The sequence below is a fragment of the Streptomyces sp. NPDC055632 genome (assembly GCF_053618675.1).
Window position 1 is genome coordinate 69,482 of the sequence record NZ_JBSHHY010000019.1, and the last position, 16,121, is coordinate 85,602.

The window sequence follows — 16,121 nt, forward strand, 5'->3', positions numbered from 1 at the left end:
CCCGCCCCATGACCGTCTCCGCCACGGAGCAGTCCCTCCCCGACCCCGCCGGCTCCGCCTCCACCACCGACCGGGTCCACGCCGCCGTCACCCGGCGCCTCGGCGAGCAGCCACTGACACCCGACACCGAACTCACCGCGCTCGGCGTCGACTCCCTCATGCTGCTGCGCATCCTCGGCGACCTCGCCGCCGACCCCACGCAGGAGATCGACCCCTACCTGCTCGCCGACGTCGTCACGGTCGCGGACCTCGTGGCCTTCGTCGACTCCTGGAACTGAGGGGAGCGGGACATGAGCGGCATCCCCGTCACGGCCTCCCAGCGCAGCCTGCTGTTCATCCAGGAGGCCATGGAGCGCAAGGACCTCTACAACATCAGCTTCCGCATCGCCTTCGACGGCGAGGCGGACCCCGACGCACTGCGCTCCGCCCTGCGCCGGCTCCTCGACCTCCAGCCGACCCTGCGCACCGAGTTCGCCCTCGACGGCGGCGAGGCGAGGGCCCGCATCACCCCGACCGGCGCCGTCCCCCTCGAAGTGGCCGGCAGCACGGCCGAGGGCGACGACTGGCAGCGGCACCTGGACGAGGAGAGCGCCGCCTTCGCCCGCCTCGCCGTGGACCTGCGGACGGCACCGCTGTGCCGTTTCAAGCTGCTCACCGCACCGGGCCGCAGCGCCCTGCTGTGCAACGTCCACCACTCCGTCAGCGACGGCGTCTCCATGACCGCCCTGCTCGACGAACTGACCGAGGGCTACCGGCTCGCCGTCGAGGCGCCCGGCCCGGCCGCCCCCGCCGGCCCGACCGCCGCGGAGCGCGAACGGCACCTCGCCGCCGAACTCGCCGCGCAGGTAAGGGCGACGGAGGCCGCCGTCGAGGCCGGCGAGGTCAAGCGGCTCGCCGCCGAACTGGAGGGCGTCCCGCCGACCACCCTCTACGCGACGCCCACCCGCCCCGCGAACACGTCCTTCGCCGGAGCGGACCTGAACCTGCTGCTCGGCGCCGACGAGCGCGAGCTCGTCGAGCGCACCGCCCGCACGCTGTCCACCACCCCCTTCGCCGTGCTGCTCGCCTGCTACGCGGCCCTGCTCGGCGAGTACTCCGGCCAGGACCGGGTGGTCGTGGGCAGCCCGTTCTCCACCCGCCGCACCATCGCCTCGCACGACCTCGCCGGGTTCTTCGTCAACACCCTGCCGCTGGTCCTGCCGGCCGGCGACGTGCCGTTCGACGCGCACGTCGCGGCCGTGACCGAGGTGGTGCGCGAGGCGAAGCGCTACCAGGCGGTGCCCTTCGACGCGCTGGTGGCCGAGGTCGCGCCCGAACGCACCACCAACCGCAACCCGCTGTTCCAGTCGATGTTCGCCATGCAGGACGAGCTGCGCACCCGGCTGGAGTTCGCCGGCGGACTGCGCGGCACGCTCCGCTTCGTCTCGCAGGAGGCGGCCCGCTTCGACCTCTGGCTGGGCGCCACCCCGGTCGAGGACGGGCTCCTGATCGAGGTCGAGTACGACGAGGACCTCTTCCCCGCCCCGTACGCCGAGCGGTTCCTCGACGAGTACCGGCAGGTGCTGCTCGGGGCGGCCGCCGACCCGAGCACCCCGCTGCACCGTCTGACGGCCGGCCTGGAGACCCGTACCGTCCCCGGCTTCCGGCGCGCGGCCGAGGCCGTCACCGACAGTCCGGGCGGACTGGTCGGCCTGGTCCGGGAGGCCGCGCACCGGCACCCCGAACGGCTCGCCGTCACCGACCCGCGCGGCCCCGGCCTCACCTACGCGGAGCTGCTGCGGCGCACGGCCCGCGCCGCCGCCGCCCTGCACGCCCGCGGGGTACGGCGCGGGGACGTCGTCGCCGTCGTCCCGGAGAGCCTCGCGGACACCGTCGTGGCCATGCTGGCGGTCCTCTGGTGCGGCGCCGCCTACCTGCCCGTCGACACCACCCTGCCCGAGGACCGGCTGAGCTACATGATCGGCCACTCCGGCTGCTCGCTGGTCATCGGCTCCCGGCGCGTGACGCCCGACGAGCCGGAGCGCACCACCGTCGCCGCCCTCCAGGAGGCGGGCTCCGCCGACGCCGCGCCGGAGCCCCCGGACGGCACCGCCCCCGTCTACGTCATGTTCACCTCCGGCTCCACGGGCCGCCCCAAGGGCGTCCTCATGGGCCAGCCCGCCCTGGTCAACCTCCTGCACTGGCAGATCGACACCCTGCAGATGGGCCCCCTCACCCGCTTCCTGCAGTTCGCGCCGCTCGGGTTCGACGTCTCCTACCAGGAGATCTTCCCGACCCTCGCGGCCGGCGGCACGGTCCAGGGCCTCGGCGACATCGACCGGCGCGACCTCGCGCGGGTCGCCGCCCTGGTCGAGGAGGAGCGCCTCACCCACGTCTACCTGCCGGTCGCCGTCCTCGGCGCGTTCGCCGACGCCGTCCACGACGGCGGCCACCCGCTCACGGACGTGCGGCACCTCTGCGTCTCCGGCGAGCAGCTCCACCTGGACAGCCGCTCCCGGCGGCTCCTGGACCGCCACGGGGACCTCACCCTGGTCAACCTGTACGGGCCCACCGAGACGCACGCCGTCACCGGCCACGTCCTGACCGGCGGACCCGGCCACGACCGGCCCTCCCACGTGCCGATCGGACACACCCTGCCCGGCGTCGACACCCACCTCCTCGACCCGCACGGCAGGCCCGTGCCGCCCGGCGCGGTCGGCGAGCTGTACTTCGGCGGCGTCTGCCCGGCCGAGGGCTACCTCAACGACCCCGAACGGACCGGGACGGCGTTCCTGCCCGCCCCGGACGGCACGGGCCGCGTCTACCGCACCGGCGACCTGGCGATCCTCTCCGAGGACGGCACCCTGGCCTTCCTCGGCCGCCGGGACTCCCAGGTCAAACTCCGCGGCCACCGCGTCGAACTGGGCGAACTGGAGCTCGCCGCCGAGAAGCTGCCGGCCCTCCGCGCCGCCGCGGCCGCGGTGCACGGCACCGGCGAACGGGCCGCCCTGTGCCTGTTCGCCCTCCCCGCGCCCGGCGCGGCCGTGGACGCGCGGGAGCTGCGCGACGCCCTCCGGGCCGAACTGCCGCCGTACATGATCCCGCGTCACGTCCTGACCATCGACGCCATGCCGCTCACCGACAACGGCAAGATCGACCGCAAGGCGCTGCTGCGCCGCTTCGACCGCGGCGAGTTCACCGAGGCCACCGCCGCGAAGCCGGCCGGGACCTGGACGCCGAGCCCGGCCGAGGCCCTGGTCCGGGACGTCTGGACCCAGCTGCTCGGCAGCGAGCCGACCGGCGCCGACGAGTCCTTCTTCCTCCTCGGCGGCAACTCCTTCGACGTCCTGCGGCTGCTGAACACCGTCGCGGAACGCACCGGAGTGCGCGTGCCGGTGGTCGAGTTCTTCCGGACCCCCACCATCCGGGCGCTTGCCGACCACCTCACCACCGACCGCGGAGCGACCACATGACCACCACCCTGCCGTCCACGGCCTCCCCGTCCACCGCCTCCCCGCTCCCCGCCGGCCACACCGTCCTCGACCTGATCGAGGGCCACGTCCGCCGGGCACCGGACCGCACGGCCGTGCTGTGCGGCCCGGACCGGATCTCGTACCGCCGGCTGTGGGACGCGGCGCACGAGGTCGCCGAACGCCTCCTCGCGCACGGCTGCTCCCGGGGGGAGACGGTCGCCCTCGTGGGCCCCGGGAACACCGCGTTCATGGCGGCCGCCCTGGGCGCCTGGCTGGCCGGCGCCGCCTGGGTGCCGATCGACCCGCGCCTGCCCGAGGAGCGCGTGCGGTACGTCCTCGACGACACCGGCGCCCGGATCGTCCTCGCCACCGCCGGGAGCGGCACCGGACCCGACACCGGTCTGCGCACCGAACGGGTCGTCCTCGACGGGACGGACACCGCCGAGGACGCGGATCCGGACGCGCTCGCCGCCAGGGAGGAGCGGATCCGCCCGCACCGGGCGACCGCCGGCGACCGCGCCTACCTCATCTACACCTCCGGTTCCACCGGACGCCCCAAGGGCGTCGCGGTCGGCCACCACGCGCTCGCCGTGCACCTCCTCGGCGCCCTGGAGGCGTACGGCCTCACCCCCGAGGACGTCCTGCTGTCCTTCGCGTCCCCCAGCTTCGACGCGGCGGTCGAGGAGATGTGGGCCCCGATGGCCGGCGGCGGGACGGTCCTGCTGCGCGGCGCCGCCCTGTGGACCGGACGCCAGCTCTTCGAGCGGGTCCGCGCCCACCGCGTCACGTACATCTCCTGCACCACCGCCTACTTCGAGGCCTTCTTCGGCGAGGAGCTGTCGGAGGACGACATCGCCTCCCTCGCCACCCTGCGCGGCGTCGTCTTCGGCGGCGAGGCGGTCAACCCGGCGGTGGTCCGCCACTGGTCCAACGGACCGCTCGGATCGATCCCCGTCTGCAACACCTACGGCCCCACCGAGACCGTCGTCACCGCCACCCTGTACTGGATCGGCGAGGGCTGGCAGGGCGACCGGGTCCCGATCGGACACTGCCTGCCCGGCCACCTCTCCGTCGTCCTGGACGCGGCGGGCGAGGAGGTCGGCGACGGCGGCACGGGCGAACTCCACCTGGGCGGCCCGTGCGTGGCCGAGGGCTACCTCGGCCGGCCCGACCTGACCGACCAGCGGTTCGTCACCCTGCCCGGCCGCGACGGCACGTACTACCGGACCGGCGACCTGGTCGCCGTCCGGGGCCCGGAGCTCCTCTTCCTCGGCCGCGCCGACCGGCAGGTCAAGATCCGCGGCTTCCGCATCGAACTGGAGGAGATCGAGGCGGCGCTCCAGGCCGCCGACGGCGTCCGCACCGCCGTCGTCGGCGTCGAACAGCGGGCCGACGGAGGCGACCGGCTCGTCGCGGACGTGGTCCCGGCCGACCCGGCGGACCGCGAGGACCCGGTCGTCTTCCGCTCCGCGCTGCGCGGAACCCTGATGCGGACCCTGCCGGACTACATGGTGCCCTCCGAGTTCAGGCTCCACGCCGACCTCCCGCTGGGCGTCACCGGCAAGGTCGACCGGGCCAGGGTGCGGGCCGGGGCGGGCGACACCCCGTGACACCGGCCCCCGCCGGGCCCCCGCCCTCCGTCGAGGTGGGGCCCGGCGTGTGGGTCGCCCTGGCCCGCGCCCACCGGGACGCCGCCCCGGCCCGGTGGGCGACCGCCGCCGACCACGACGACGCCCGGCGGCTGCCGCCCCGGCGGCGGACGGACCGGCTGCGGGCGCGCGGTCTGCTGCGCGCCCTCCTTCGGGACCGCTTCCCCGCCGCGGCCGGCGCCGCCATCGGCTACACGCCGTCCGGCCGCCCGACCCTCCTCGGCCACCCCGGCCTGGGCATCAGCGTCAGCCACGTGGCCGAGGCCTGCGCCGTCGGCGTCGCACACGGCCGCGCCGTCGGCGTCGACGTCCAGTCCCCGCCCCCGGACGTGACCGACCCGGTGATCCACTGGTGCGCCCCCGCCCACCACGAGGCGCTCACCGCACTGCCCCCGGCAGACCGGGCCCGCGAGTTCACCTGGATGTGGACCGTGAAGGAGGCCTGCGGCAAAGCCCTCGGAACCGGTCTCGCGGGCCCCGCCCTCACCCTCGACGTCCCCCCGGGCGCCCGCGCCGGAACCTGGGGCGCGTACCGCTGGGTGAGCCTGCGACAGCAGTCACCGATACCCCTGAGCTGCGCCTTCAGCAGCACGGAGAGAGGAACACCCCCGTGACCGAGCAGCACTGGCTGCACCCGCTCCGGACCGCCGACCAGGACCGGGGGACACCGCTCGCCCGGCTCGTGTGCCTGCCGCACGCCGGCGGCTCGCCGTCCTTCTTCCGCGACTGGCCCCGGCACCTGGACCCCGCCGTCGAGGCCCACGCGATCTGCTACCCCGCCCGCCACCACCGCTTCACGGACCCCGCCGTCACCGCCATGCCGGACATGGCCCGGCAGGTGGCCGAGGCCCTCGCCCCCCTCGCGGACCGGCCCCTGTGGCTCTTCGGACACAGCATGGGCGCCGCCGTCGCCTACGAGACGGCCCGCGTCCTGACCGACGCGCACGGGGTACGGCCGGCCGGGCTCGTCGTCAGCGGCTTCCCGCCGCCGCACCGCCTCCCGCCCGCCGGCACGATCCACCTCCGGGGCGACGACGCGATCGTCGCCGACGTCCTGGACATGGGCGCGGCCGACAGCGCGCTCCTCGCCGAACCGGAACTGCGGGAACTCCTCCTGCCGGCCCTCCGCGCCGACTACACCCTCATCGAGACCTACCGGCCGGCCCCGGCCGAACCCCTCGACGTGCCGCTCGTCGTGGCCTACGGCACCGACGACGAGGACGCGGCGGGCCCGGCCGCCGAATGGGCCCGCCACTCGTCGCGGAGCACCGAGGAACTGGCCCTGCCCGGCGGGCACTTCTACCTCCAGGACCGGGCCCCGGAACTCCTCGCCCGCCTCTCGGAGCGCATCCTGACCGCGTCAGCCGCCCAGGGCAGGGGCTGAGCGGCGTGACGGGAACAGCAGGGGCCACGAGGACCACGAGGACGACGAGTGCGGCGGAGGACCGGACCCGGAACGGGCCGTGGCTGCTGTCCGGCCCGCACCGGCCCGGCGCACCACGCCTGTACTGCTTCCCGCACGCCGGCGGGAACCCGGTCGAGTACCTCCGCTGGGCCGAACTGCTGCCGGCCGTCGAGATCCACGTGCTCCACCTGCCCGGACGCGGCGCCCGCCACGACGAGCCGGACCCCGGCTCCGTCGGGGACCTGGTCGCCGCCCTGACCGACGGGCTGCTCGCCGACACCGGGTTCGGCGACCCGCGACCGTACGCCTTCTTCGGCCACAGCTTCGGCGCCCTGATCGCCTACGAGACGACCAGGGCGCTCCGGGACGGGGGCCGGAGGCTCCCGGCGGAGCTCGTCGTGTCCGCCTTCCCGGCACCCCACACGCCGCTCCCCGCCCCCGACCCGGCCGGGCTCTCCGACGCCGAACTGCTGCACGCGGTGGCCGACCGGCACGGCGGGATCCCGCCGGAGGTCCTCGACTCCCGGCTGCTGCACGTCCTGGTCGCCCGCCCGCTCCGCGCCGACCTGCGCCTGGTCGCCGCGTACCGGCACCGCCCGGACGTCCCCCTGCCGGTCCCGCTGACCGTCCTCGGCGGCACCGACGACCGGGTGACGGAACAGGCCCTGGACGCCTGGCGGGAACACACCGCGGAATCCGTCACCGTCCACCTGTCACCCGGCGGCCACTTCTACCTGCGGGACCACGAGGAGCGCTTCCTGGACCGCCTCCTCGACCTCCTGACCCCGCTCACCCGGTGAACCCGTGCCCGCACCGTCCTGTCCCGCACCGTCCGGAAGGACGGTGCCGGCCGGGGTCAGAGCGCGTAGACGCGCCCCGTCTGCGCGCCCTCGACCGAGCGGACGTACGCCTCGGTGACGTCCTTGAGGTCGACCGAGCCCAAACCCGGGAAGTAGGAACCGAAGTCGGGCAGGGACTCGGTGAAGACGTTGGGGCTGACGGCGTTGATCCGCCGGGGCGCGATCTCGACGGCGGCGGTGCGGACGAACGCCTCCACCGCGCCGTTGGCCAGCGCGGCGGCGGACCCGGTACGGACGGGCTCGCGGACCGGGATGCCGCTGATCAGGGTGAAGGAGCCGCGCTCGGCGACGTGGTCCAGGCCCTGGCGGACCAGCTCGATCTGCGGGAGGACCTTGCCGGTGAAGGCGGAGTGCCAGTCCTCCGGGGTCATCTCGGGCAGCGGCTTGTAGGGGACGTGGCCAGCGGCGCTGACCACGGCGTCCACCGGGCCCGCCGCCCGGTACAGGGCCGCGATCCGCTCGGGGTCGCTCACGTCGTACCGCAGTTCGCCGGAGGTGCGGCCGACGGTCACGACGTGGTGCCCGCGCTCGCGCAGGGCGCCGTCCAGGGCCCGGCCCAGCGTGCCGGACGCGCCGATCAGGAGAATGTTCATGCCCTCGACGGTGGCACGCGCGCCGCCGTGAGGGAAATGCCCACTCTTCAGGACTTATGCTCGGTGGTCATGAATGTGGACGTGCGGCACCTGCGGGCTCTCGCGGCGATCGGGGACGAGGGATCGGTGACCGGGGCGGCCCGCGTCCTGCACATCACCCAGCCCGCCCTGTCGCGCACCCTGGAACAACTGGAGAGCCGGCTCGGGGTGCGGCTGGTCGAGCGCACCACCCGCCGCCTGGAGCTGACGGAGGCGGGCACGCGCCTGTGGGAGCACGCCCACCGCATCCTGCGCCAGCTCGACGACGCCCTCGCCGAAGCGGCGGCGCCCGCCCGGGAGTCCCGGCCCCTCAGACTGGCGTTCGCCTGGGCCGCCCTGGGCCGCCACACCGTCCCGCTGCTGCGCGCCTGGCGGGAACAACACCCGCGGGTACGGGTGGAGATCCACCGCCTGGACGACCCCGAGGCCGCCGTACGGCACGGCCGGGCCGACCTCGCCCTCCTGCGCGTCCGCCCCCACCCCGGCGCCCCGCTCGCGCTGGCCGAACTCGCCAGCGAACGGCGCCTGGCCGTCCTGCCCGACCACCACCCCCTGGCCGGCCGCTCCGCACTGCTCCTGGAGGACCTGGCCGATCAGGTGGTGGCCCTGTGCTCCACGGCGGCCACCACCGGACCGGAACTGTGGCCGCGCGGAAGGCGCCCGGTCACGATCGACGTCCCCGGAGTGGACGAGTGGCTGACGACCATCGCCACGGGAGAGGCGGTCGGGGTCACCGCCGAAGGCACCAGCCACCACCACTCCCACCCCGGCGTGCGCTACGTCCCCCTGGCCGATGCCGCCCCGGTCCCGGTCTACCTCGCCTGGCCGACCGACCCGGCGCACCCCGCCACCGCGGACTTCGTCCGCCTGACCCGCCACCACCTCGCCCACGCGTGACCCGCCCCTCCCCGCCCCCCGACCGCGAAACGGACCCACCGTGCCCCACACCACCCCGCCTCCGCTCCCGGCGCTCCCGGACCTCGGCGCCCAGGCCGACCGACTGATCGGCCTGGGCGTGTCCGAACTCGCCGGACTGACCGCCGAAGAGGTGCGGTCCTTCGCCGCGGAGGCCGGAGCCGAGACCGGGGGCTCCCTGCTCGCCGTCCACCCCCGCGCCCTTCCCGCCTCGGCGCTCGCTCCGCTGCTGCGCCACGCCGGACGGCCCGGCTTCGTCGTCACCGACATGTCCGACGTCGACCTCTTCGCCCCGACGGCCGTCGAGCTGCCCGACGGCCCCCTCTACCTCGTCGACGGCGTCGACCGGGGCGACCACCTGTCCAACTGGAGCCCCGACGAGGCCCTGCCCGCCCTCACCGCCGAGGGCCGCAGCCCCCTGCTGCTCACCGAGGGCATGCACTGGGTGCTCCAGACGCCGGACGTCCTCGTCCGCAACCACTGCTTCATGACCATCGGCTCCCGCCTGCACAAGGCCAACGGCTCCTGGGACGCCCGCACCCCGGCGATCTGGATCAGCAACGGCACCGGACGGGACGGCCGCGAACGACGCAACGCCCCCAAGGTCGGCTGGTGCTGGTGGAACAACCGCCACACCTGGCTGGGCTTCGCCTCCACCACCGACCGCCGCCGCCCCGCCGCGTGACCGCTTCGAAGGTACGGGGGCCCGCGACGGCTCCGGACTACTCCTCGCCCTCGAAGCTCTCGTCCTCGAAGTCCTCCACGAAGTAGCTGTCGTGCTGCACGCGGAACCGCCTCAGCTCCTCGCCACCTCGCTGCGACATCTCCGAGAGCCGCTCGAAGTACTCCTCGCGCGGGGCGCCCGGCGAGAAGAGCGCCAGCATGGACACGGGCTCGTCGGTCACGTTCTTGAAGGCGTGCAGGCCGCCGACCGGCACGTACAGGAAGTCGCCCGTGCGGCCCGTGACCCACTTCTCGCCGTTGTACAGCTCCAGCTCGCCGGAGAGGACGTAGAAGGACTCCGACACCGTCCTGTGGAAGTGGGCCCTGGCCCCGGCGGACCGCGGTCCCAGCTCCATCCTGTACAGGCCGAACTCGCCACCGGTGGACTCGTGGGTGGCGAGGTAGTGGGTGGAGGCGCCGGGCGAGGAGATGTCCGGTGGGCTGTCGGCCGGGCGGAAGACGGCGTTCACCTCGCCCTTGTCGCCGTGGTGGCGGGCTTCCGGGTACGACATGGCGCGTTCCTCTCTGCGGGAGACCACCCGCATGGTGACTCCCGCGTCCGCAGGGGCGCATCGGACCTGCGGATGATCGTGGGCCGCCCGCACCGCGCCGGTACGGGCCCGCTCACTTCCCGGACCGCGCGAGCACCGCGTTGAACTGCGCGCCGGCGAGCAGGGCCAGGTTGGTGAACCACAGCCACACCAGGAAGACGACGATCCCCGCCAGCGAACCGTAGAGGCGGCTGTAGGTCCCGAACTGCGTGTAGAGGGTGAAGGCGGCCGAGGCGCCGAGCCAGAGCAGCGCGGCCAGGACGCCGCCCGAGAAGCCCCGGCGCTTCTCACGGGCCTGGGCGGGCCCGGACCGGTAGAGGATGAGGACGAGGCCCGTGACGATCGCCAGGAGCACCGGCCACCGCAGGACGGCCACGACGTCCGTGCCCGGGTGACCGGCGGCCGCCGCGAGCCGGCGGGCCAGGGGGCCGGTCGCGACGAGGCTCGCGGCGCCCGTGACGAGCAGGGCCAGGAGCGCGCCGGCGGTGAGGACGAGCACGTGCGCCGCGCGCAGCGGCGGCCGGGTGTCGGGCATCCGGTACATCGTGTGCAGGGCGCGCCGGAAGACCGCCAGATAGCTGGAGGCCGACCACAGCGCGCTCAGGACGCCGCTGATGAGCAGGGCCCACAGGGAGGACGGCGTCGAGGTGAGGCCCTCCAGCGCCTCGCGGAGCACCTGCGCCGACTGGGGAGGGGCGTAGGAGGTGAGGTCGAGGATCAGCCGCTCGCGGGTGCCGGCCCCGGCCAGCCCCACCAGGGAGACCGAGACGAGCAGGGCGGGCACCAGAGCCAGCACCGCGTAGTAGGTGAGGGCCGCCGCGTAGTCGGCGATGTTGTCGTGCCAGAGGCGCACGGCGGTGCCGCGCAGGGCCGAGCGCACCAGCCGCAGTGACTCGGCGGTGCGGTTGCCCGGAGTGCTCCGGCGCGTCCGGAGGATGTTCGCTGCCACGACGTCCTCCTGCCCCGCGTCGCCGCTCTCACCCCGGGCCCCGGGATCCGGACCGGGGAGGGAGCGTCGTGCACTTTGCACACCCCGAGCGCCCCGACGGCCGTCCCGCGCGGCCGAGGGGCGCCGGGCCCGCCCGGATCAGCCGCTCGCCACCTCCGTGAGGAGCGAGCCGATGATCCGGGGCCCGTCGACGGTCAGCACGGACTCGGCGTGGAACTGCATGGACACGAAGCCGGTCGCCCGCAGACCGTGCACCTCGCCCGTCCGCGGGTCGCGGCTGACCTCGACGCGCCCGTGCGCCGGGTGCTCGAAGGAGTCGCCCGCGGAGTGCGCGGCGAAGGTGTTGTAGAAGCCCACCCGCTCCCGCGCGCCGAAGAGGTCGATCTCGTGCTGGGCGCCCTGGTTGGGCGTCGGCCGGCGGACCAGGTCGAGCCCGATCAGGGTGCTGAGCACCTGGTGGCTCAGGCAGACCGCCATGAAGGGCCGGCGCTCCTCCAGGAGCTGGGCCACCGCGGACCGCAGGTGCGCGATCTTCGGGTCGCTCGTCTCGCGCGGGTCGCCGGGGCCCGGTCCCATCACGACCAGGTCGTGCGCGTCGAAGCAGTAGCGCTCGTCGAAGCGCCGTACGCTCACCTCGCCGCCCAGCGACCGGATCTGATGCGCGATCATCTCCGTGAAGGTGTCCTCGGCGTCGATCACCAGCACCTGCCGGCCGGACAGCGGCCCGTCCGTGCCGTCCCGCGCCTCCTGGTCCTTCAGCCAGAAGCCGGCGATGTGCTCGTTGCGCTCGTCGAGGGCCTCACGGACCGCGGGGTGCGCCCCGAACCGGATGGGCTCGGGGTCGCCGAGCGCGGCGAGCAGCCCGGCCGCCTTGGCCCGGGTCTCGTGCACCTCGGACTCGGGGTCGGAGTGGCGCACCAGGGTCGCGCCGACCCCGATCCGCATGACGCCCTCGTCGTCGATGTCGGCGGTACGGATCAGGATCGACGAGTCGAGGGTGCGGCGGCCCGCGGCGTCGCGGCCGATCAGGGCGGCCACACCGCTGTAGTAGCCCCGGCCCTGCGGCTCGTACCGGCTGATGACGCGCGCGGCGCTCTCCAGCGGTGAGCCGGTCACGGTCGGCGCGAACAGCGTCTCGCGCAGGATGTCCCGCACGTCGCGGTCGGTCCGCCCCTCGATGAAGTACTCGGTGTGCGCCAGCCGCGCCATCTCCTTGAGGTAGGGGCCCGTCACCCGGCCGCCCCGCGGGCAGATCCGGGCCATCATCTTCAGCTCCTCGTCGACGACCATGTACAGCTCGTCGGCCTCCTTGGAGTCGGCGAGGAACCTCATGACGCCGTCGAGCTCGGGGCCGCCCGCCGGATAGCGGTAGGTGCCGCTGATCGGGTTCATCACGGCCGTGCCGTCGTGGACGCTGATGTGCCGTTCGGGCGTGGCGCCGACGAACGTCCGCTCGCCGGTGTGCACGAGGAACGTCCAGTACGCCCCCGCCTCCCGCTGCACCAGGCGGCGGAAGAACGACAGCGCCGCGGACGGGCCGAAGTCGGGCAGCTGTGCCGTGAACGTGCGCCGTATGACGAAGTTGGCGCCCTCGCCGGTGCCGATCTCGTCCGTGACGACCCGCCGTACGATCTCCGCGTAGGCCTCGTCGTCCAGGTCGAAGTGGCCGGCGGTCACCTTCACCGGCTCGTCCGGCAGCAGCGGGAGCGTCGCGCGCAGCGGCACCGAGGCCTGCTCGCGCACCGACATCGCCAGCAGCGGCGCCCCGTCGTCGGGAGCGGCGAAGCCCCGTTCGGCGAGCTGGCGGTAGGGGATGAGCGCGAGCAGTTCCGTACGGGCGCCCGCGCCGTCCTGCGGGGGCAGGTCGAGGTCGGCGAGCGACGCGATCTCCGTCACGTCGCCGGCCAGCAGTTCCAGGGTGTCCGGGTTCGCCGTCTCGGGCCGGTGGATCAGTGCGAACGCGCCGGCCGAGCCGTCGAGGATGCGCGCCAGGAGGTCGTGCGCGCTGTCCTGCCTTGCCATGGGGATTCCTTTCGGCGGTGGGGCGCGGTCAGAGCGCCGTGCCGCCCGCGTCGAGTTCGCTCAGCACGGTCTTGGCGGACACGACGCGGGCCGCGCGCTGTGCCGCGTAGTCGAGGGCGAGCCGGTGGTGTCGGGCCGAGAAGTCGGCCACGGCGTCGGCCACCAGGAAGGGCTGGATGTCGTTGGTGAACGCCTCGACCGCCGTCATCAGGACGCCCACGTGCGCGTACACACCGCAGACGATCAGCTGGTCGCGCCGGTGGAAACGCATCCGCTCCAGCAGGTCGGACCTGAAGAAGGCGCTGTAGCGCCACTTCGTGAACGTCCAGTCGCCGGGGCCCGGTTCGAGGGGCTCGACCACCTTGCGGTGCTCGGGCGTGGGGTCCATCCCCGGCCCCCAGAAGTCCTTCAGCAGGCCGCGCTGCTCGGGCGTCATCCCGCCGGGCTGGGCCGTGTACGCCACGGGGACGCCGAGCTCGACGCACCGCTCGCGCAGCAGCGCGGTGTTGCCGACCAGGGCGTCGCCGGGCGCCTCGGAGCGCGGGAACGGCTTGAGGAAGTACTCCTGCATGTCGTGCAGCAGCAGTACGGCCCGGCGGGGGTCCACGGGCCAGCCGACGGTGTTCTCCGGCAGCTCGCCCTCTTGGGGCATCGGGTAGGGCTCGATCGGGGGGATACCGGACATGGGCCGGTCGGTCCTCTCTTCACGGTTCACGGGGGGACATCCACTGACGGGGGATGTCGACGGCTGCGGATGTGCGTGGGCGCGCCGGTGCGCGGCGCCGGGTTCAGCCCTGCCAGGCCGAGACGACCTCGACGGCCTGCTGGGGGTTGAGGCGGGGGTCGCAGAAGCTGAGGTACTTGTCGCCCAGGCGGGCGAGGCCGGACTCGTCCGTCACGCACTCGGTGACGGTGTCCGGGGTCGTCTCCAGGTGCAGGCCGGCCGCGACGCCGCCGTTCTGGCCCACCGCGGCCTGGAAGTTCTTGACCTCGCGGACGACCGTGTGCACCAGGCGGGTCTTGAGCCCCTCGGGGCTGGAGACCGTGTTCCCGTGCATCGGGTCCGACAGCCACAGCACCGGGTGACCGGCCTTGGCGACCGCCTCGACCAGCGCGGGCAACCGCTCGCCCGCGTTGTCGGCCCCCATGCGGGAGATCAGCGTCAGCCGGCCGGGCCGCCGCTGGGCGTCCAGGCGCTCGCACAGGGCGAGCAGCCGGTCGGGCGTCATGGTCGGGCCCACCTTGACGGCGACCGGGTTGGAGACCGCGGCCAGCAGCCCGATGTGGGCACCGTCCAGCTGCCGGGTCCGCTCGCCCACCCACGGCCAGTGCGTGGACGTCAGCAGCAGCGAGCCGTCCGGTTCGCGCCGCAGCAGCGGCAGTTCGTAGTCCAGCAGCAGCGCCTCGTGGCTGGTCCACACCGGCACTTCGAGGTCGGAGCGGCTGGCGGTGCCGCGCCAGCCGAGGTAGTGCATGGTGTCGCTCGCGGCCCGGTAGCCGCTCAGCAGGTGCCGGGGGTCCGGGCGGCGCAGCGCCGCGTCCGGCTCCGGCCGGTTGACCATGTGCCCCCGGTACACCGGAAGTTGGGCGCCGTTGACCGTTTCGGTCGGGGAGGAGCGGGGCTTGCCGTACTGCCCGGCTATCCTCCCCACCCTGATGATGGGCTTGCCCGAGGCCAGCTTCATCGTTCCGGCCAGCACGTCGAGCAGCGCGGCCTTGCGCGTGACGTCCTCGGGGGTGGCCTCGGCGGGGTCCTCGGCGCAGTCGCCGGTCTGGATCACCTGCAGATGCCCGGCGGCGGCCTCCATCAGCAGCGCGCGCAGACGGCGCACGGCCTCGGCGTCCACGAGCGCCGGCATCCGTCCGAGGTCCGTACGGACCTCGTCCAGGGAGGAGTGCTCCTGCCAGTCGGGCTGCTGCAGCGCGGGCATGGACCGGAGATAGGACTGAATGTCGATCATCGTTTTCCTCAGCGAGCACGCCGGAGGGGATCCGGGCGGGGGCGGACGTGGTCGACTTGCGGGGGGCGCGGACGGGAGCGTGCCGACCGGATCGGTCCGGGCAACGCGGTGTCCGGCGGTTCACGGAAGGTTTCGGCGGGCCGTGAACGATTTCGGAGAGCGCCGTGCGCCGCCGGAATGTTCTTCTCGGCGGCCGAGCACCTGGGTGCTTCGTTTCAGTGCGTGCATCGATCCGTCGCACTCAACTTTCGGCCGACGGAATGGATTGTGCAACGACGGCGCAAAGAATAAGTCAAGTACACTCGGGGCCGGGGCCGGAAAAGCTGGAACGGGTTGTCGCCGTAAGGGATACGGCCGTGAGCAGAAGTCCCCGGAACTGTTTCCATTCGCCCGTGAAACCCCGAATTCTTCGCGCCCCGACTTTCGGGCCCGGTATGAGCAGACGGGCGGAGAACATGCCGTCGTCGGGAGAGACGGTGACCAGCACCTGATCGAAATCCAACCGCCGGCCGGTCAGCGGATACCAGGCCTTGTAGACGCTCTCCTTCGCGCTGAAGACCAACCGGTCCCAGCTGACGCCGGGCCGGCGCGCCCCCAGCTCCGCGATGTGGGCGCGCTCCTCGGCCGCGGTGACGCGCGCGCGGACGCCCCTGGTGGGGATCGGCGCGTCGGGTTCGGCGTCGATGCCGACCGCCACGACGTCGCGCGCGCAGGCCACGGCCGCGGCCCGGTAGCCCGCACAGTGGGTCATGGAACCGACGACACCGGCCGGCCACCGGGGAGCGCCCGCGGCGTCGGGCAGGATCGGCGCCGGCGGAACACCGAGCCGTGCGAGAGCCGTGCGCGCACAGGCCCGTACGGTGGTGAATTCCTGGCGCCGGGCGACGCCCGCCGCGGCGACCACCTGTCGCTCGGCAGGAAAGAGAACATCACCCGGGACGTTCCCGAATCGTTCCGCGAAGAAAATCGGAGAGGGCAGGAGAGTTTCGATCAACGCAACCT

Annotated in this window: 15 protein-coding genes; 8 read left to right on the forward strand and 7 right to left on the reverse strand. The window is 73.9% G+C overall.

Annotation, left to right across the window (positions count from 1 at the left end; all coding sequences use genetic code 11):
• Positions 1–8 precede the first annotated feature (8 nt).
• The 6 genes from ACWGSR_RS23490 to ACWGSR_RS23515 are packed head-to-tail and all read left to right on the forward strand — an operon-like array spanning position 9 to position 7,306.
• Positions 9–278 (forward strand): acyl carrier protein, encoded by a 270-nt coding sequence (locus tag ACWGSR_RS23490; RefSeq protein WP_376232805.1) that lies wholly within the window; start codon positions 9–11, stop codon positions 276–278.
• A gap of 12 nt (positions 279–290) precedes the next feature.
• A complete protein-coding gene (locus ACWGSR_RS23495) occupies positions 291–3,452 on the forward strand; it encodes a non-ribosomal peptide synthetase (RefSeq protein ID WP_453568700.1) in 3,162 nt (1,053 codons plus the stop codon).
• Positions 3,449–5,062 carry an amino acid adenylation domain-containing protein gene (locus ACWGSR_RS23500; protein WP_453568702.1) on the forward strand — a complete coding sequence of 538 codons (1,614 nt, stop codon included), beginning with the start codon at positions 3,449–3,451 and terminating at the stop codon, positions 5,060–5,062. The genes ACWGSR_RS23495 and ACWGSR_RS23500 overlap by 4 nt, the downstream gene beginning before the upstream one ends.
• A complete protein-coding gene (locus ACWGSR_RS23505; RefSeq protein ID WP_376232802.1) occupies positions 5,059–5,715 on the forward strand; it encodes a 4'-phosphopantetheinyl transferase family protein in 657 nt (218 codons plus the stop codon). The genes ACWGSR_RS23500 and ACWGSR_RS23505 overlap by 4 nt, the downstream gene beginning before the upstream one ends.
• Positions 5,712–6,485, forward strand: coding sequence for a thioesterase II family protein (locus ACWGSR_RS23510; RefSeq protein WP_453568704.1), 774 nt, complete (start codon positions 5,712–5,714; stop codon positions 6,483–6,485). The genes ACWGSR_RS23505 and ACWGSR_RS23510 overlap by 4 nt, the downstream gene beginning before the upstream one ends.
• Before the next feature lie 5 nt (positions 6,486–6,490).
• A complete protein-coding gene (locus ACWGSR_RS23515) occupies positions 6,491–7,306 on the forward strand; it encodes a thioesterase II family protein (RefSeq protein ID WP_453568706.1) in 816 nt (271 codons plus the stop codon).
• 56 nt (positions 7,307–7,362) lie between these two features.
• Here the strand turns inward: ACWGSR_RS23515 and ACWGSR_RS23520 are convergent, their stop codons facing one another.
• Positions 7,363–7,959 (reverse strand): short chain dehydrogenase, encoded by a 597-nt coding sequence (locus ACWGSR_RS23520; RefSeq protein ID WP_376232798.1) that lies wholly within the window; start codon positions 7,957–7,959, stop codon positions 7,363–7,365.
• A gap of 69 nt (positions 7,960–8,028) precedes the next feature.
• Between ACWGSR_RS23520 and ACWGSR_RS23525 the strand changes: the two genes are divergently transcribed.
• The gene (locus ACWGSR_RS23525) at positions 8,029–8,895 is read left to right on the forward strand and encodes a LysR family transcriptional regulator (RefSeq protein ID WP_453568709.1); all 867 of its coding nucleotides are present in this window, start codon (positions 8,029–8,031) and stop codon (positions 8,893–8,895) included.
• A gap of 40 nt (positions 8,896–8,935) precedes the next feature.
• On the forward strand, positions 8,936–9,598 hold the full coding sequence (locus ACWGSR_RS23530) for a DUF5701 family protein (protein WP_453568711.1): 663 nt from the start codon (positions 8,936–8,938) through the stop codon (positions 9,596–9,598).
• A gap of 37 nt (positions 9,599–9,635) precedes the next feature.
• Here the strand turns inward: ACWGSR_RS23530 and ACWGSR_RS23535 are convergent, their stop codons facing one another.
• The 6 genes from ACWGSR_RS23535 to ACWGSR_RS23560 all read right to left on the reverse strand — a co-directional run bounded on the left by ACWGSR_RS23535 (position 9,636) and on the right by ACWGSR_RS23560 (position 16,113).
• Positions 9,636–10,148 (reverse strand): cupin domain-containing protein, encoded by a 513-nt coding sequence (locus tag ACWGSR_RS23535; protein WP_453568713.1) that lies wholly within the window; start codon positions 10,146–10,148, stop codon positions 9,636–9,638.
• A 112-nt stretch (positions 10,149–10,260) separates the two neighbouring features.
• Complete coding sequence (locus tag ACWGSR_RS23540; RefSeq protein ID WP_376232791.1) at positions 10,261–11,136, reverse strand: YihY/virulence factor BrkB family protein; 876 nt, start codon at positions 11,134–11,136, stop codon at positions 10,261–10,263.
• Between the two features lie 138 nt (positions 11,137–11,274).
• On the reverse strand, positions 11,275–13,158 hold the full coding sequence (locus ACWGSR_RS23545; protein ID WP_453568715.1) for an anthranilate synthase family protein: 1,884 nt from the start codon (positions 13,156–13,158) through the stop codon (positions 11,275–11,277).
• A 28-nt stretch (positions 13,159–13,186) separates the two neighbouring features.
• A complete protein-coding gene (locus ACWGSR_RS23550; protein ID WP_453568717.1) occupies positions 13,187–13,843 on the reverse strand; it encodes an isochorismatase family protein in 657 nt (218 codons plus the stop codon).
• Positions 13,844–13,946: 103 nt separating this feature from the next.
• Complete coding sequence (locus tag ACWGSR_RS23555; RefSeq protein WP_376232786.1) at positions 13,947–15,119, reverse strand: 3-deoxy-7-phosphoheptulonate synthase; 1,173 nt, start codon at positions 15,117–15,119, stop codon at positions 13,947–13,949.
• A gap of 292 nt (positions 15,120–15,411) precedes the next feature.
• Positions 15,412–16,113 (reverse strand): 4'-phosphopantetheinyl transferase family protein, encoded by a 702-nt coding sequence (locus ACWGSR_RS23560; protein WP_453568719.1) that lies wholly within the window; start codon positions 16,111–16,113, stop codon positions 15,412–15,414.
• Between the last annotated feature and the right edge of the window lie 8 nt (positions 16,114–16,121).